This is a genomic window from Ensifer sp. (genome assembly GCF_031989085.1).
Classification (GTDB): Bacteria; Pseudomonadota; Alphaproteobacteria; order Rhizobiales; family Rhizobiaceae; genus Ensifer.
This window is the reverse complement of the sequence record NZ_DALZXU010000001.1, coordinates 2,386,384-2,403,477: the sequence shown is the minus strand read 5'-3', so window position 1 is coordinate 2,403,477 and position 17,094 is coordinate 2,386,384. Positions and strand designations below refer to the sequence as shown.

At 64.5% G+C, this 17,094-nt stretch carries 16 protein-coding genes; 10 read left to right on the top strand and 6 right to left on the bottom strand.

What is annotated here, in order from left to right; translation table 11 throughout:
* Positions 1-9: 9 nt before the first annotated feature.
* Together RTP54_RS11810 and RTP54_RS11805 are read right to left on the bottom strand one after the other, a co-directional pair.
* Positions 10-810, bottom strand: a complete 801-nt coding sequence (locus RTP54_RS11810) for a transporter (RefSeq protein ID WP_312363249.1) — start codon at positions 808-810, stop codon at positions 10-12.
* Positions 811-980: 170 nt separating this feature from the next.
* Positions 981-3,029 (bottom strand): helicase HerA domain-containing protein, encoded by a 2,049-nt coding sequence (locus RTP54_RS11805; protein WP_312362780.1) that lies wholly within the window; start codon positions 3,027-3,029, stop codon positions 981-983.
* A 437-nt stretch (positions 3,030-3,466) separates the two neighbouring features.
* On the opposite strand from RTP54_RS11805, the gene RTP54_RS11800 reads away from it, so the two are divergent.
* The 5 genes from RTP54_RS11800 to RTP54_RS11780 all read left to right on the top strand — a co-directional run bounded on the left by RTP54_RS11800 (position 3,467) and on the right by RTP54_RS11780 (position 9,473).
* On the top strand, positions 3,467-4,000 hold the full coding sequence (locus RTP54_RS11800) for an SRPBCC family protein (RefSeq protein WP_312362778.1): 534 nt from the start codon (positions 3,467-3,469) through the stop codon (positions 3,998-4,000).
* Between the two features lie 696 nt (positions 4,001-4,696).
* Complete coding sequence (locus RTP54_RS11795) at positions 4,697-6,475, top strand: acetolactate synthase 3 large subunit (RefSeq protein WP_112810192.1); 1,779 nt, start codon at positions 4,697-4,699, stop codon at positions 6,473-6,475.
* A 22-nt stretch (positions 6,476-6,497) separates the two neighbouring features.
* Positions 6,498-7,070, top strand: a complete 573-nt coding sequence (ilvN, locus tag RTP54_RS11790; RefSeq protein ID WP_112810191.1) for an acetolactate synthase small subunit — start codon at positions 6,498-6,500, stop codon at positions 7,068-7,070.
* A gap of 478 nt (positions 7,071-7,548) precedes the next feature.
* Complete coding sequence (locus tag RTP54_RS11785) at positions 7,549-8,577, top strand: NADP-dependent oxidoreductase (RefSeq protein WP_312362775.1); 1,029 nt, start codon at positions 7,549-7,551, stop codon at positions 8,575-8,577.
* A 401-nt stretch (positions 8,578-8,978) separates the two neighbouring features.
* Positions 8,979-9,473: a nucleoside deaminase gene (locus RTP54_RS11780; protein ID WP_112810189.1), complete on the top strand. Its 495-nt coding sequence runs from the start codon at positions 8,979-8,981 to the stop codon at positions 9,471-9,473.
* 203 nt (positions 9,474-9,676) lie between these two features.
* Here RTP54_RS11780 and RTP54_RS11775 read toward each other — a convergent pair whose 3' ends face one another.
* Both RTP54_RS11775 and RTP54_RS11770 read right to left on the bottom strand, forming a co-directional pair.
* Entirely contained in the window at positions 9,677-10,522 is an 846-nt protein-coding gene (locus RTP54_RS11775; RefSeq protein WP_312362772.1) for an aldo/keto reductase, read from the bottom strand.
* Between the two features lie 116 nt (positions 10,523-10,638).
* Positions 10,639-11,547, bottom strand: a complete 909-nt coding sequence (locus RTP54_RS11770) for a LysR family transcriptional regulator (RefSeq protein ID WP_112816178.1) — start codon at positions 11,545-11,547, stop codon at positions 10,639-10,641.
* A 130-nt stretch (positions 11,548-11,677) separates the two neighbouring features.
* On the opposite strand from RTP54_RS11770, the gene RTP54_RS11765 reads away from it, so the two are divergent.
* Positions 11,678-12,592 (top strand): MBL fold metallo-hydrolase, encoded by a 915-nt coding sequence (locus RTP54_RS11765; RefSeq protein WP_312363247.1) that lies wholly within the window; start codon positions 11,678-11,680, stop codon positions 12,590-12,592.
* Positions 12,593-12,706: 114 nt separating this feature from the next.
* On the opposite strand, the gene RTP54_RS11760 is transcribed toward RTP54_RS11765, so the two are convergent.
* Positions 12,707-13,105: a GFA family protein gene (locus RTP54_RS11760; protein ID WP_312362770.1), complete on the bottom strand. Its 399-nt coding sequence runs from the start codon at positions 13,103-13,105 to the stop codon at positions 12,707-12,709.
* A 185-nt stretch (positions 13,106-13,290) separates the two neighbouring features.
* Here RTP54_RS11760 and RTP54_RS11755 point away from each other — a divergent pair, with 185 nt between their 5' ends.
* A complete protein-coding gene (locus tag RTP54_RS11755) occupies positions 13,291-13,884 on the top strand; it encodes a LysE family translocator (RefSeq protein ID WP_112810803.1) in 594 nt (197 codons plus the stop codon).
* Between the two features lie 110 nt (positions 13,885-13,994).
* Here RTP54_RS11755 and RTP54_RS11750 read toward each other — a convergent pair whose 3' ends face one another.
* Entirely contained in the window at positions 13,995-15,020 is a 1,026-nt protein-coding gene (locus RTP54_RS11750) for a hypothetical protein (RefSeq protein ID WP_312362768.1), read from the bottom strand.
* Between the two features lie 291 nt (positions 15,021-15,311).
* Between RTP54_RS11750 and nthA the strand changes: the two genes are divergently transcribed.
* Genes nthA through RTP54_RS11735 form a run of 3 tightly spaced genes read left to right on the top strand, consistent with a single transcriptional unit; the run spans position 15,312 to position 16,961 of the window.
* On the top strand, positions 15,312-15,947 hold the full coding sequence (gene nthA / locus RTP54_RS11745; protein WP_312362766.1) for a nitrile hydratase subunit alpha: 636 nt from the start codon (positions 15,312-15,314) through the stop codon (positions 15,945-15,947).
* Positions 15,944-16,603, top strand: coding sequence for a nitrile hydratase subunit beta (nthB, locus tag RTP54_RS11740; RefSeq protein WP_312362764.1), 660 nt, complete (start codon positions 15,944-15,946; stop codon positions 16,601-16,603). The genes nthA and nthB overlap by 4 nt, the downstream gene beginning before the upstream one ends.
* Positions 16,572-16,961: a nitrile hydratase accessory protein gene (locus RTP54_RS11735; RefSeq protein ID WP_112816278.1), complete on the top strand. Its 390-nt coding sequence runs from the start codon at positions 16,572-16,574 to the stop codon at positions 16,959-16,961. The genes nthB and RTP54_RS11735 overlap by 32 nt, the downstream gene beginning before the upstream one ends.
* The last annotated feature ends 133 nt before the right edge of the window (positions 16,962-17,094 follow it).

Below are 17,094 nucleotides of genomic sequence, written 5' to 3'. Positions count from 1 at the left end.
GCGCTGACGTCATTTCGGGAAGAGGAAGGTCAGCGTCACCCGGACGCCGAGGCCCTCCGGGCCGTTGTCGGGGGCTGCCGCCCAGTAGCGCAGGCCGGCGCCGAGGCTGATCGGCTGCTTGTCGATGGTGAAGAGCTTGGAGACGTTGAAGTTGATCGGCACCGTCCACTCGTCGGCCTTCCAGTCGTAGTTGGATTCTGTGTTGAGCGTGAATGTCCAGGCATCCTTCGTGGTGTAGGACAGGAACGGCTGCAGGAAGGTGGAACTGACGTCGTTGCGTTCGTCGCTGCCGGCGAACGACCAGATGTGGTTGGCGAGCGCGCCATAGGTCCACTCGCCCTCCTGCTTGAGCACGACGATCGTCGGGCCGATGCCCCATTTCTCGCCGCCGAGCAGGTCGTCGGTCGCGGTCGGGATCAGGAAGGCCGGGCCGAGACCCCAGATGATGCCGCTCTCGGTGGGCTTGGCGGGCGAGAAGAAGAAGCTTTGCAGCGTGTCGCCGAGCCCGAATTGCGAACCGCTCGGGCCGGCAATGTCGTTTTGCGAGGTCACCGGCAGGATGGTGCGCGAAATGACGTTCCAGTCCGCGTTCAGCGCGATGGGAATGACCGGCTGGATGTTGACGGTGGTCCTGTTGCCGTCATTAGGGCCGTAGCCGCGGTCATAGTTGATCTGGAAGGGAACGCTGATCATCGAGGCGACCGGGTTCGACAGCTTCTTGGCCAGTTCCTGGTTGGAATCCTGTGCCTGTGCAGCCGTCGCAAAGAGTGCGGACAGGGCCGCAGCGTACTTCAATCCCGCATGTCGCATCATCAGCCCCTTGATCGGCCGCCACGCGCCAACCCCCGCGCAGACGGACGTGATTCTTTCCTCTGGGGAGTGTGGCGGCGTCGCGGTATTTTAGCAACGGCAAGAAAACATGGGGCAATTGGCCCGTCGCGTGACGCCCGTATCCTGACGGGCGGCGAGGCTGCCCGGCGTCAGGGCTTGCGGATGATGCTGCTCAGCGGCCGCTTCAGCAGGCTCTCGCGCAGCGAACCCTCGCGTCGCGGCTCGGGCGCAGGGCGCACCGCGGTCGGGTCGGCGGCAGGCTGTGACCGGTAGCCGGCGGCGGGCTCCGGCGTCTCCGTCAGAAGCTGCTGGCGGATCTGGTTGAAGCGCTCGAGCTGCGGGTTTGTCGGCTCGGGCGGGCGCGGCAGCATGTCGGGGCGGTAGGGCTCGATCTCGGGCTCTGCCTCCTCGAAGCCTGTAGCCACCGGCTCGTCGCGGGCTTCGGGGCCGAGCTCGGCCGCCCAGGCCCGCTCTTCCTGCTCGCCGGTGACGGTGGCGGCCAGATAGCTCTGCTGGAAACTGGAAATGTTGGGGCCGGTAATTGCCCGCATGCGGTTGACGATCGAGCGGATGTCAACGGTTGGCGGCGCGTCCTCGTCGACCTTGTCGGTGATCCCGTGGGCGCGCGGCAGCCGCTCTTCCTTGACGCGGTCGAAGCGCATGCGCATGGGCACGGCGACCGCCTCGCCGAAGGCGATGGCTTCGCCGTTGCCGATCGACGAGATGAAGCTGGTCGTCGAGATCGACGAGTTGGGAATGGCCGAGCGGATGATGTCCTGGTCGCGGTCGTTGGCAAGCCGCATGGCAAAGACCGTCGAGCACTGCGACAGGATCGTCGGGTCGAGTTCGCCCGGACGCTGGGTGATGATGCCGAGCGAGACGCCGTATTTGCGGCCTTCCTTGGCGATGCGGGCAATCGCCTGGCGCGTCGGCAGGAAGCCGAGCGAGGGATCGGCGGGCACGTAGCGGTGGGCTTCCTCGCACACGACCAGCATGTGGATGCCGCCATTGCTCCAAAGGCCGATTTCGAACGCCATGCGGCAGAGCACCGAGGCGACGGAATTGACGACTTCGGAGGGGATGCCGGCCAGCTGGAAGGTCGCGATCGGCCGGCCGTCGCCGGGAATGCGGAAGACCTTGGCGATCGTGTCCTGGATGGTGTCGGATATCGTGTTCGACGAGAACATGAAATGGTAGCGCGGATCGTTGATCGCCGAGACGATCTTGACCTTGAGCGAACGCAGATAGGGCTTGTCGTTTCGGCCCTCGAGCCGGCCGATGCGCTCATCGATCATCGCCAGCAGGTCGGCGATGCGATAGGGCACGGGCGTATCGGCGGTCACCGAGCTTTTTTCCGTCTGGCGCCGCATCAGGCCGGACTCGCCGCTGCCCTTGAAGGCCTTCTTGGCGTCGGGGATGACATCGCGCAGGATATCGAGCTCTTCGGGCACCGCCGGACGGCCACGGAAGATGACTTCCGCGAATTCTTCCAGTCGGAAGAACCAGAAGGGCAGGTCGAGCGTATCGGGATCGATGACGACCGAAAGCTCCGGGAAGGCGGCGGCGAATTCGTTGTGCGGATCGAGGATCAGGACGCGCAGCTTGGGATCGGCTGCAATCGCCTTGTTGAGGAGCAGCGTGACCGCGGTCGACTTGCCGACGCCGGTGGTGCCGACGATGGCGAAATGCTTTGCCAGCATCGAGGGCACATGGATCGTCGCGTCGAGGCTTTCATCCTGGGTGAGCTTGCCGATGATGGCGCAATCGGTCTGGCCGGAATCGTAGATGCGGGCGAGATCGGCGGCGCGAATGCGGTGGGCGACGGCGCCGAGATAGGGGTAGACGCTGATGCCGGCGGAAAATTCCTCGCGGCCGCCGGGGCCGGGATGGACCTCGCCCATCAGCTCGACCTCGATGCGGAAGATGTTGTTGGCGTCTTCGCCCCACTCGTTGCTGGCCGTCTGCATGGAATAGACGAGGGCAACCACGCGGTTCCTGCCGACGGTGATCGAAATGAGCCGGCCGACCGACCAGAGCTCGGTCAACGAGGTCTCGCCGTTTTCGGCGATGGCGGCAATGGTCGCGCGCGAACCGCTGCACGCGACAACGCGGCCGAGAAAGCGGTTGCCGGGCTTCAGGCCGTCGCGGCGATCCTGCTCTCCGGCACGGATCGAGGAATGAAGATCATTGTTCAGCAACGCATATCCCCGGCACAACGGTCCTTCATGTTAGCGCCGGGGATTTAACAAGTGGTTTCTGGTATTTGTCCCATATCGGAGAGGTTTGGTGGCCGCTGCCGCACGATCGTCCGCAAAATACCGACGGGCGCCGGGCTCATGCATGCAGACGTTCAACCAATCGGTTGACTATCGGGCGTCGCAGGCGTACATTCAACCAAATGGTTGAATTATGGATACCGAAACCGATGTTCACCTTTCATCCCGATCATATGCCCAATGCGCAGGAACGCTTCTGGAGCGACTGTCTCGACAGGCTGGAAGGGGTGCTTGGCGTGCGGGTGCCGCGGCCCATGGCGACCGATCGTTCGAAGAGCAGTGGCCGGGCGGATGTCGGGCCGGTCGATACCAAAGAACGTTTAGACCGAAGCGCAACAGGACCAGCAAGGAGACAGCAGATGAATGATCTCGCCCCCCTCGACGCCTATGGCGTGCTGAGCGAGCCCGATACGTTGAAACTGACGCGGCTGTTGCCGGGCCCGATCGAGCGGATCTGGGCCTATCTGACCGAAAGCGATCTGCGCGCGCAGTGGCTGGCGGCGGGCACCATGGAGATGAAGACCGGTGCGCCTGTCGAGCTGGTCTGGCGCAATGACGAGCTCACCGACCCACCCGGCGAGCGCCCGGCGGGATTTCCCGAGGAGCACCGGATGGCAAGCCGGATCACTGAACTCGACCCGCCAAGAAAACTCTCGATCAGCTGGGCCGGCAGCGGCGACGTTTCCTTCGAGCTGGAGCCGGTGGGCAACAGGGTTCTCCTGACCGTGACCCATCGCAGCATCGCCGACCGCGCCACCATGCTGATGTTCGGGGCCGGCTGGCACATGCATCTCGATGTTCTGGCCGCCCGGGCGACGGGCACGAAGCCGGATGCCTTCTGGGACGGCTGGAGCCGGTTGATGAAGGACTACGACAAGCGCCTGCCTGCCTGAGCGGGCATGGGCTGCGCTCCGGCCCGTGCCCCAGGCGGGTGTCACGGACGGGGCGCCAACCTTGCGCCGACTTGCCTTGCCGCGGCGGGCCCAAGCGAAGGCGTGCGAAGATGCGGGCGCTATCCCGTCGGGATCGCAGGCGAGGCGGGCGGAAGCGGATGTCGGCGAGCGGCGATGCTGCGGCCGGGAAACGGCCGGGGCCGGCTCTTGTGCATCCGCTTTACTGATGGGAGTTCATGTCGAACACGACCCAGCGGAAGAAGAGATAGATTGCGGCCGCGCTGATCACCAGCGGCGAGAGGACGGTGAGGTCAAGCATATCATTGCCTTGTCTTTAGCGCTGCATCATGCAGCACGGTCATCTTCGCCAGACCCCCTTAAATTTATGTGGATCAATATGGTAAACGGAGTGGATTGTCGCCGGTGGCGTGAAGGCGCACCGGGCGTCGTGCCGGCGGGAAAGCGGGCGATCCGATATCTCCCGGAAAAAGCGTTGACGCTTTAGCGCTTTGTGTTTATCAAATCGTCCCATGATAAATTTTGCGATTATTCTTGTGGTGGGACGGCGCATGGGCAGGATGGTGTAACCATCCGGCGATAGCCACCCATGCGCTAAACGAGGCTCCTGACGGGGCCTTTTTTTATGCCTTCAAACAAGCTAAGCACCCAACTGGGAAAAGGGACGGAAGCAAGTCAATGAGCGGTACAGAAAACCAGATGACAGGCGCGGAGATCGTTCTCCAGGCACTGAAGGACAATGGCGTCGAGCATATCTTCGGCTATCCCGGTGGCGCCGTGCTTCCGATCTACGACGAAATCCACCAGCAGGAGGATATCCAGCACATCCTCGTTCGCCACGAGCAGGGCGCCGGCCACATGGCTGAAGGTTATGCCCGCTCGACCGGCAAGGTCGGCGTCATGCTGGTGACCTCCGGTCCCGGCGCCACCAATGCGGTCACGCCGCTGCAGGACGCGCTGATGGATTCCATCCCGCTCGTGTGCATCTCCGGCCAGGTTCCGACCTCGCTGATCGGCTCCGACGCCTTCCAGGAATGCGACACGATCGGCATCACCCGTCCGTGCACCAAGCACAACTGGCTGGTTCGCGACGTCAACGATCTCGCCCGCATCATCCATGAGGCCTTCCGCATCGCGCAGTCGGGCCGTCCGGGCCCTGTCGTCGTCGACATTCCGAAGGACGTGCAGTTTGCGACCGGCACCTACACGCCGCCGTCGGCCGTTCCGGCCCAGAAGAGCTATCAGCCGAAGACGCAGGGCGATCTGAAGAAGATCGAGGAAGCCGTCGAACTGATGCGCACGGCCCGCCGTCCGATCATCTATTCCGGTGGTGGCGTCGTCAATTCCGGCCCGCAGGCCTCGACGCTGCTGCGCGAGCTGGTCGAACTCACCAATTTCCCGATCACCTCGACGCTGATGGGGCTCGGCGCCTATCCGGCTTCCGGCAAGAACTGGCTCGGCATGCTGGGCATGCACGGCACCTACGAAGCCAACATGGCGATGCATGATTGCGACGTCATGGTCTGCATCGGCGCGCGCTTCGACGACCGCATCACCGGCCGCCTCAACGCCTTTTCGCCCAATTCCAAGAAGATCCACATCGACATCGACCCGTCGTCGATCAACAAGAACGTGCGCGTCGACGTGCCGATCCTCGGCGATGTCGGCTCGGTTCTCGAAGACATGGTTCGCCTGTGGCGCGCGGCCAAGAAGGCCGACGACAAGGCGCGGCTTGCCGAATGGTGGGAAGGCATCGTCAAGTGGCGCGCGCGCAATTCGCTCGCCTATGCCGCCAATGACGACGTCATCATGCCGCAATACGCGATCCAGCGGCTCTATGAGCTGAGCAAGGGCCGCGATACCTACATCACCACCGAAGTCGGCCAGCACCAGATGTGGGCTGCCCAGTTCTTCGGCTTCGAGGAGCCGAACCGCTGGATGACCTCGGGTGGTCTCGGCACCATGGGCTACGGCTTCCCGGCCGCCATCGGCGTGCAGGTTGCGCATCCCAACAGCCTCGTCGTCGACATCGCCGGCGATGCCTCGATCCAGATGTGCATCCAGGAAATGTCCTGCGCCGTCCAGTACGGCCTGCCGGTCAAGATCTTCATCCTCAACAACCAGTACATGGGCATGGTGCGCCAGTGGCAGCAATTGCTGCACGGCAACCGCCTGTCGCACTCCTACACCGAGGCGATGCCCGACTTCGTCAAGCTGGCCGAAGCCTATGGCGGCGTCGGCATCCGCTGCGACAAGCCGGGCGAACTCGACGCGGCGATCCGCAAGATGATCGACACGCCGGCGCCCGTCATCTTCGATTGCCGCGTTGCCAACCTCGCCAACTGCTTCCCGATGATCCCGTCGGGCAAGGCGCACAACGAGATGCTGCTGCCGGATGAGGCCACGGACGAAGCGGTCGCCAACGCGATCGACGCCAAGGGCCGCCAGCTGGTTTGAGATAGGGACAGGAAACAACAAAATGAGCGCACACCTTCAACCGACCGGTTCCGCCTATTTCATCGCCAAGGAAACCGAAGTCGCCGAAACGCACACGCTTTCGGTTCTCGTCGACAACGAACCGGGCGTTCTCGCCCGGGTCATCGGCCTGTTCTCCGGCCGCGGCTACAACATCGAGAGCCTGACCGTTTCGGAAACGGAACATGCGGCGCATCTGTCGCGCATCACCATCGTCACGCGCGGCACGCCGCACGTGCTCGACCAGATCAAGAACCAGCTGGAAAGGCTGGTTCCGGTCCACCGCGTCGTCGACCTGACGGTGCGCGCCGCCACGCTCGGCCATGACCGCCCGGTCGAGCGCGAACTGGCACTCGTCAAGGTGCACGGCTCGGGCGATCACCGTGTCGAGGCCCTGCGGCTCGCCGATGCCTTCCGCGCCTCGGTCATCGACGCCAACATCGATCACTTCGTGTTCGAGATCACCGGCAAGCCGGCGAAGATCGAACAGTTCATCGCCATCATGAAGCCGCTCGGCCTCATCGAGGTCTGCCGCACCGGCATCGCCGCGATGAACCGCGGCCCGCAGGGCATGTGATTTTGGGCAGGCGAGGGCCACTCCGGTCCTCCTTGCGCCCATAGCCACCATCGCGCAGCAAACTTGGGCAGCCCCACGCATCACGCGGGGCTGCCTTTGTGCTTTTAGCGGGGATCGCCCCTTATGCTTCGTGCCGGGGCTGCCCCTCACCCTAACCCTCTCCCCGCAGGCGGGGAGAGGGGATAGTGTCGAGTGTGCCGCACCGCTTCTGACCTCTAAAAGCCATAGCTGCAGTGGCGGCGGCGTATCATTGCCCGCTGGTTACCGCGCGTGTCCTTCTCCCCACAAGCGGGGAGAAGGTGGCCGGCAGGCCGGATGAGGGATGCCCCTCACCGGGCGGATGAGGGGTTCCTCACCGGGCGGATGAGGCGAGGGCGAAGTCCTGATGGAAGCAATCGACTCCATTCGTTGCGTTGACTTTGCCTGCGCTTCTCGCCGATTAATCAGGGACAGAAACCCCAGAGATATCAGGTGCCGGATGAGCTCCACGACGATGCAGGCGTTTGTTCTGACACGATACGGTGGTCCCGAAGCAACCGCGTTGCGCGCGGTGCCGCGGCCGCGCGCAACGCGCGGCGACGTGCTCGTGCGGGTGCAGGCGGCTGGTCTCAATCCCGTCGACTACAAGACGCGGGACGGCATGCTCAAGGTCGTCCAGCGCTACCCGCTGCCTGTCGTCATGGGCAACGAGCTTGCTGGCGTCGTCGAGACGCTCGGAGACGGCGTCACGTCCTTCAAGCCGGGCGACCGGGTCTTTGCGCGCATGCCCAAGGGCGCCATGGGCGGCCTTGCCGAATATGCCGTGGTGCCGGAAAACATGCTGGCCAAAATGCCGACATCGATCGATTTCACTACGGCAGCCGGCGTGCCGCTTGCCGGCCTCACCGCGTTGCAGGCCCTTCGCGACGAGCTTCATGTGGGGCCGGGCAGCCGGGTCTTCATTCCGGGCGGCGCCGGCGGCGTCGGCACGTTTGCCATCCAGCTGGCGAAATGGCTGGGCGCGGAGGTCACGACGACGGCATCGCCGCGCGGCCGCGCGCTCGTCGAGGCGCTCGGCGCCGATAGCGTGATCGATTACACGAGCGAACGCTTCGAGGATCGGCTGAGCGACATGGACGGCGTCTTCGATCTGCTCGGCGGCGAAACTCTTCTGACGTCGTTCGGCGTCGTCAGGCGCGGCGGGAAGGTGGTTTCCATCGCCGGCATGCCCGAGCCGGAAACGGCGCGAAAGGACCTCGGCCGTGGCGTCTTCCTGCAGTCGCTCTTCTGGCTGGCGTCCTACCGGATCCGCGCGGCCGCCCGCAAACATGGCGTTACCTACCGCTACCTCTTCATGCATCCTGATGGCCGCGAGCTTGCCGAACTCGCCGCTCTGATCGATGCCGGGACCCTCAAGCCGGTGATCGACCGCGTTTTCCCGTTCAAGGACGTTGCCGAAGCTTTTGCCTATCTGGAATCCGGCCGCGCCAAGGGCAAGGTGGTGGTGGAGATCCTGCCGCGCGCTTGACGGACCGGTGCCGACGCAGGGAAGGGCCACCCGCAGGGCATGTGACGTTCGGCCAGCGGACATCGGCTGACCCTCGTCTGGTTTTTCTGGCGCCATGCGGGTGGGTCCGCTCGCACCCCGCAGGCAGAGCAAGGGGCTTGACCTCGCGTTTGCGCCATCCGGTCGCAACTGCCGCCGGTCTCTCGATGCCTGTCCGACGGGCGTGCACCTTCCGATCGGTCTTGCTGCGCCTGTCAAAAAGGATCAACATCCGTCCGCGATGTCTGTTCATCGGGGATGGCAGGCAGCCAACACCTGGAGGTTGGCAGGCTACCGCATGGCCGAGAACACAAATTGCCCTTTCCGTGATCGGGCAAATATCGATGTTCAATGAACCCGCGATCATTCTCAGGAGCGCACCAATGGCAAGCACCATTCGGCCCTACGATGAGTCCCTTCTGCGCAAGGCCTTCGACGTGGCGCGGCGATCGCGCGAAGGTGGGGACCACCCTTTCGGTTCCATTCTCGCCGACCGCGACGGCAATGTCTTGCTGGAGCAGGGCAATGGCTACAGCTCGGAAGGGGGCGACCGCACGGCGCATGCGGAACGGCTTCTGGCGACCCGCGCCGGCAAGGCCTACGGCCTCGATTTCCTTGCCGAATGCACGATGTACACATCCGCCGAGCCCTGCGCCATGTGCTCCGGCACGATCTATTGGGCCGGCATTGGGCGCGTCGTGTTTGGCCAGTCGGAGAAGGAGATGAAACAACAGATTGGCGAGAGCGAGGAAAACCCGACGCTCGATCTGCCCTGCCACGTCGTGTTTGCCGCCGGACAGCGCCCGACGGAAGTCGTCGGCCCCATGCTCGCGGCGGAAGCCGCGAAACTCCATGAAGAATACTGGTCCGGCCGTTAGGGCCCTTCTGCGCCTGGCAACGGCAGCCATTGATCGCCCGCTTCCGCTCGCCGGATTGGCACGCGGACCAAGCCGCCTTTCAAAACCGAGCACGCTGCCGGCTTGAGGCGCGTCGAGCCGGCAGCAGCGATGTCACTGCCTGTCGGTGGCGAAGGCAGGCCGGTTGCGGCGGACGCGACGCGCGCGGTGCAAGCACACGGCCCTCAGCTCATCTCCAGCGACCGCTTGCGCCTCGGCGGCGGGAAGGCGTGGTCGAGGGCGGTGAGATTTTCGGCGGTGAGGTGAATGTCCATCGCCTCGCGGTTTTCGCGGGTGCGCTGGGCGGAACCTGTCTTGGGGATCGAGATGACGCCTGGGCGGGTCTTGAGGAAGGCGAGCGCGATCTGCGCCGGGGTTGCCTGATGCGCCTTGGCGATGTGGACGAGATCGGGATTGCGCAGCAGTCCGCTGCCATCGAGCGGGGCATAGGCCATGAATGCGACGCCGCGCTTCTGGCACCAGGGCAGGAGATCGAATTCGATGCCGCGGCGCTGGAGATTGTAGAGCACCTGGTTGGCGGCAACGTTCTGCCCGCCCGGCACCGCCAGCAGTTCCTCCATGTCGTCGACATCGAAATTGGAAACGCCCCAGGCGCCGATCTTGCCGGCCTTCTTCAGCGCTTCGAAGGCGGCAACCGTCTCGGCGAGCGGGTACCCGCCGCGCCAGTGCAGCAGATAGAGATCGATATGGTCGACGCCGAGATGCCTCAGACTGCGCTCGCAGGCAGCCTCGGTGCCATCGCGGCTGGCGTTCGACGGCAGCACCTTGCTGACGATGAAAGCCTCGTCGCGCCGGCCCTTGACCGCCTGGCCGACGATCGCCTCGGAGGCGCCGTTGCCATACATTTCTGCGGTGTCGATCAGCGTCATGCCGAGATCGAGGCCCGCCTGCAGGCTCTTCACCTCGTCGGCGGCGCGTGCGCGCTCGTCGCCCATGCGCCAGGTGCCCTGGCCGAGAACCGGCACGGTCCGGCCGTCTATCAGCGTGGTGGTGGGGATCGGATCGTGCATTCGGTTTCCTCGTTCTGGCAGGCGGTGCGGGATCTGGCGCGGGTGTCGCTCGCGTGCAATCTAGCGCAACCGTGCCGTCTTTCGAGGTGTCATTTGCAGGCGACGGATACGCCGTCTCAGGTGGCTGACCGGCCGCGCTCCTTTTCCAGCTTCTGCAGGATGTCGACGAAGGCGCGCACGCGGGCGGGGCGATAATGCGACGGCGGATAGACGACGTGAATGCCGCCCGAGGGCAGCGTCCAATCGGCCAGGACGCGCACAAGACGGCCTTCGGCAAGGTCGTTGCGCACCTGATAATCCGGCAGCACGGCAAGGCCGATGCCGGCAAGGGCACAGCAATAGGCGGCGTCCGTGCTGTCGACGGCGACGACGCTGCTGCCGACCACCGGCGCCTGTTCACCATCGGCATGGGAGAAGGTCCAGTTCAGCGGCGCCTTCAGCGCGCCGTTGGCGATAAACTGCGCCCGCGAAAGCGCCTGCGGATGCGTGACCGCACCGAGGCGGGCGGCATAGGCGGGCGATGCCACGAGATACTGCTCGAAAGTGCCGATCCGCCGCGCCCGCTCGCTGGAATCGACCAGCCAGCCGGCACGGATGGCGATATCCAGCCGCTTCTCGATCATGTCGAAGACGATATCGTTGAAGGACAGGTCCACCTGCAGGGCGGGATAACGCGCCACATAAAGCGCGACCGCGTCGACGACGACGCGCATGCCGTAATCGAGCGGTGCTGTCAGCGTCAGCGTGCCGCTTGGAACTTCGGCCTCCTGCGAGACGGCGCCCACCGCCTCGTCGGCGTCGCGCAGGATCAGCACGCAACGCTCGTAGAACCTCAGGCCGCTATCCGTCGGCCGCAGCCGGCGTGTCGTGCGGATCAGCAGCGTCGTGCCGAGCTCTCTCTCGAGCTGGGCGACCTGGTGGCTGACGGCGGCCTTGGCGAGGCCGAGCTTCTCGGCCGCGGCGGTAAACGACCCCGCCTCGACGACGGCGACGAAGTGGGATAGCCGGTTCAGATTGACGGTCAATTGGTTTTCCTGGCAATTGTCTGAAATTATCAGACAATCTGTTCGAACCGTCGGGCTTTTTCAAGCGGGTTTCGCTCGGCATTGTCGCGCCGACATCACCGGTTCATGCAAAGGAGAACCCATGCACATCCTGATGACGCGGCGCGCCGCACTGAAGACGGCCGCAGCCGTCGGCGCGGTTGCGCTCCTGCAGCCGGCCGGCAGCATTACGGCCCAAGCCGCATCGAGGGCCGCATCGAAGCTGGACTGGACCTATTTCCAGGCGGGCGAGGCCGGTTTCCGCCGCACGCCGGTGCTCCTGACCGGGGAAAAAGAAGCGATCCTGATCGATGGCGGTTTCACGCTTTCCGATGGCAGGGCCGTAGCAGAGGCGATCAAGGCGACGGGCAAGAGGCTGACGACGATCTATGTCAGCTGCAGCGATCCGGACTTCTATTTCAGCCTGCGGCCCGTCGTCGAGGCGTTCCCGGAGGCCAAGGTGATGGCGGCGCCGGCAACGGTTGCGGCGATCAACGCCAATGTCCAGACGAAGCTCGATACCTGGAGCCCGCAGCTCGGCGACAACGGACCGAAGGTGCTGGCCGATGTCGTCATCCCCGCGCCATCGGAGCTTTCCTCGCTGTCGCTCGAAGGCAATCAGATCGACATCGTCACCGTCGAGGGCATGAAGGATCGCCGCTACCTGCACGTGCCTTCGCTCAACGCCATCTTCGGCGGCGTGCTCGTCTATTCCGGCAGCCATGTCTGGGTGGCCGACGAGCCGACGGCGGAGGATCGCAAGGCATGGATCGCAGCGCTCGACGCCATGGCGGCGCGCAAACCGGCAATCGCCGTGCCGGCGCACAAGGTCGAGGGCGGGCCGGATGGCGTCGAGGCGATCCTGTTTACCCGCGACTATCTCATCGCCTTCAACGCGGCGGAAGCCAAGGCAAAGGACAGCGCCGAACTGATCGCCGCCATGGTCGCGCTTTACCCGGATCTTGCCGACGTCTCCTCGCTCGAGCTTGGCGCCAAGGTGGCCAAGGGCGAGATGAAGTGGGGCTGATCCCATCCGATGCCACGGCGATCCGCGCGTCTTTTCAGGCGCGCGGATCGCCGTGGTTCCTTGCCTTGCCGTCTGTTTTGATCGTGGGGTCGGTTGGATGATGCCCCGCCCGATCTACACCCCGCTCTCGAAGCGGCTGGTCTCGTCACGATCGCGTTCGTATCGTGTCATCTGCGGGAACGGCGGCAGCCATGCCTCGCGACGCACGGTCCAGAGTTCATAGGTCGGCGTCAGCTGATCGGGGGCGTCGAGCGATCCGAGGTTCACGTCAATTTCGTCACCGGAGCGCGAGAATACGGAGGAGCCGCAGCGGGGGCAGAAGAACCGCCCGGCATAGTCCCGCGTCTCGCCGGTGATAGCCACCGCGTCCTGCGGAAAGATCGCGGATGCGTGAAAAAGCGCGCCATGGTGCTTGCGGCAGTCCAGGCAGTGGCAAATGCCCACCCGGTAAGGGCGGCCCGTCGCCACGATCCGCACGCTGCCGCACCGGCACCCGCCCGTGAACTGGTCCATGCTGTGCCTCCTCCATGATCGAGCCGGTCAATTGTCTATCCGAGACCGCACGGCCTTGGCAATTTTCGGCCGCGGGCAGGCTTGTATCGCGCAGGGCGTCGGCCGATCTTGTCACCGTGACAAGTCTGCGGCTTCGCGCCGCAATTAGGTCAGCTATGTTGACCTAATTCACGAGGAGGAAGACCATGCAGGCCGATACGCTTCTGGCGCTGTTTCTGTTCGCATTCACGACGTCGATCACGCCGGGTCCGAACAACATGATGCTGTTTGCCTCGGGCGTGAACTTCGGCTTCGTGCGAACGATCCCGCACATGCTGGGCATCGGCGCCGGCTTTTTCTCGCTGCTGATCGCCGTCGGTCTTGGGCTCGGCGCGCTGCTGCATTCCGTGCCGCTGCTCTATACCATCCTGAAATTCGCCGGCGGCGCCTATCTCGTCTGGATCGCCTGGAAGATCGGCACGTCGCGCTCCCTCGCCGAAGGCAAGGCCGGTGCCACGCCGATGAGCTTCCTGTCTGCCGCCGCCTTCCAGTGGGTCAACCCCAAGGCCTGGGTCATGGCCGTCTCGGCGATGGCGACCTATACGGGCGGTGCCAACTATCTCATGAGCGTGCTCGTCGTCGGCCTCGTCTTTGCGCTCGTCAACGTGCCGAGCGTGTCGACCTGGGCGGGCTTCGGCTCGGCGCTTCGGCAATGGCTGTCGGAACCGACACGGCTCAAATGGTTCAACATCACCATGGCGGTGCTGCTCGTCATCAGCCTTTGGCCGATGCTGAAATAGCAAAAATCGGGGCCTTGCCGGCACCCGCCGGAAGGGGCCGGTCACGGCAGGCAAGGCGTTCGCCACGCCGAACTGGCGCCAGTCCATGGCATGCGGACTTGGCTAGGTCGTCAGTCGCTGAAAACGTCGAGCCAGGACGTTACCAGAACGATCAGGATCGCGACCACAGCGGCCCCGCTGATGGCAAGCCGGTGTGCCCATTTGGGCGACAATCGCGGTCCATCGAGGGGCCGATGTCTCAACAATGGCCGGATGAGCCTCTCCCGCACCGAAGCAGGGGTTACGATGTCTCCGGCGGTAGACCCGATCGTTTCGTCGATGGCCGCCCGAATGCGCTTGCGCTCCGGCGCGCTCAGTTCAAGCCGCGTCAGCTTGTCGTCAAGCAGGATCGGCAACGAGACGCCTTCAGCGACAACGGCAAGGGCAGGGTAGTCGTGAGCGGCAAAGGCGGCTGTCGGCGGCGTGCCGTTGTCGGCCGTCGGCCGGAGGTATAGCGGGTTCTCGCCCGGTTTCATTCGGGTATAGGCTGTCTTGATCGCACCGCGCGCCAAGGGAAGGCTCGTCGTGTAGCGCAGCACCTGGCTGCCGCTGAGATCGACGATGACCGGTTTCAGCAGGTACCGCCGGCCGGCCACGCGGCGGGCAAGGAGAACGGGTATCGCCTTGGCCAACATGACGAGGCTGAACAGCGCAAGGCCGGCGCCGAGGATAAGTCGCTGCGCGGTCGACCGCATGATGCTGCTATAATCATGGGTGAGGCTGATATGCGCGGGGTTGTCGCCGGCGATGGTGATGTTGCCCTGCCGGCAAGCGCCGGGCTGGCCGAGCGAACGGGTGGCCAAGACCTGCTCTTCAGGCCGGCCATCGTGCTGAAAGCGAACCTGCGTCCTGCAGAGCGGGGGCTCGCCGCTGCCACCCACGCAATCGACCGTGCAGATCTCTGCGCCGCTGACGAGGACGGGGTTCTGGCTGATGGCGTAATCGCGCCTGATCTCGTCGATCGGCAGCCGCAGCAGCCCGACTGCGAACGGCAACGGCAAAAGTGCCAGTAGCAAGAAAAAGAAGCCGAGGGAAAACGACGGCGCAACGATCCTGATCGCACGGGATGGGAAAGCACTTTCGATTGGTGTCGTCATCCGCTGTCCGTTCCCTCATGCCTCGTCCCGGATCCGCCGCGCCAGCAGGGCCGTCGCGTCGAATCACCCGGTGTGCGAAGACCTTAACGCAACCGTCGACTTGTGGTGGTCGCGGATTGCAATCATGTCTTCGTCGCTGTCGAACCGGACTTGTTACCGTGACAATTCTGGTCCGCGGCCGCTGGTAAAATCGATTTCGAAATCGGCGTTTATTCGCTACGACTATTGCCACAGGGAGGCAGCGGCACGATCTGCGCGCCCATGGGGCGCCGTGCTGCGAGGAGCCAGGCAATGTCCGAACATCATCATGGTCACAGCCACGACCATCATCACGACAACCATTTCACCGACATGGAAGCGCGGGTGAAGGCGCTCGAAACGGTGCTGACGGAGAAGGGGCTGATCGACCCGGCGGCGATCGATGCCATTGTCGAGACCTACGAGACGAAGATCGGCCCGCGCAACGGTGCGCGCGTCGTGGCCAAGGCCTGGGTCGATCCCGCATTCGCCGACTGGCTGAAGCGGGATGCGACAGAGGCGATCGCCAGCCTCAGCTATACCGGCCGGCAGGGCGAGCACATGCGCGCCGTCTTCAACACGGCCGACACCCACAATCTCGTCGTCTGCACGCTCTGCTCCTGTTACCCCTGGTCGGTGCTTGGCCTGCCGCCGGTCTGGTACAAGGCGCCGCCCTATCGATCGCGGGCGGTCATCGATCCGCGCGGGGTGCTTTCGGAGTTCGGGCTGACACTGTCGGAGGACACCCGCATTCGCGTCTGGGATTCGACGGCGGAGCTGCGCTATCTCGTGGTGCCGGAACGGCCGGCAGGAACGGAGGGTCTCGACGAGGCGCAGCTTGCCGACCTTGTTACCCGCGATGCGATGATCGGCACCGGGCTTGCGCTGTCACCGGAGGCGCTGCGATGAACGGGCCGCACGATCTTGGCGGCCAGCATGGCATGGGCCCGGTCGCGCCCGAGCCGAACGAGCCCTATTTTCATGCCGAATGGGAAAAGCGCGCGCTTGGCGTGACGCTCTCCTGCGGCGCTTTTGGCGCATGGACGATCGACGAGAGCCGGCATGCGCGCGAAAACCTGGCCCCGGCGACCTATCTCTCGGCCAGCTATTACGAGATCTGGACGCGGGCGCTGGAAACGCTGTTGAAGCGCCACGGCTTCGTCACGCAGGGCGAGCTCGATGGCGGCCACATGCTCGAAAAGGGTGCGACCCCCAAGCGCGTGCTGAAGGCGGACATGGTGCCGGCGGTGCTTGCCAAAGGCGGTCCCTGCGACCGGCCTGTCGATCAGCCCCCGCGCTTCGTCGTCGGTGAAAGGGTGCGTACCCGGAACTTCAATCCGACCACCCACACGCGGCTGCCGCGCTATGCGCGCGCCAAGACCGGCATTGTCGAGGCAGTGCAGGGCTCCTTCGTCTTTCCCGACGACAACGCCCATGGCCGCGGCGAGAACGCGCAGTGGCTTTATACCGTGGTTTTCGACGGGGCCGAGATCTGGGGCGAGGGCGCCGACCCGACGCTTTCGGTCTCGATCGATGCCTGGGAGAGCTATCTTGAGCACCTGTAATACGACATCGCCGCTTGCAGCCTCGGCGGAACTGCCGAAATCACCGGAAGGCGATCCCGTTTTTGCCGAGCCCTGGCAGGCGTCCGCCTTTGCCATGACCGTCCGGCTGCACGAAAAGGGCGTGTTTTCCTGGACCGAATGGGCCGAAGCGCTCTCGGCCGAGCTCTACAGGCCGGGCCGCAAGGCCGATGCCAGCGACTATTTCGACTGCTGGGTCGCCGCTCTGTCGCGCCTCGTTACCGAGCTTTCGATCACCTCCAGCGGGCAGCTGGACACCCTGACGAAGAGCTGGCAGCGCGCCGCGGAAGCGACGCCGCACGGGCATCCGATCGTGATCGAGAACGATCCGCTGCGGTGAGGGCGCGAGCCGAATTGCCTATTTTCTCAGGGCGAGCGGGTTTGCCCCTAACCCTCTCCCCGCAAGCGTTGAGAGGGGACGCGCGCTGCGGCTGCGTCCCGTTGCGGCATTTGCGGTTAGAGATCTTGCGGAC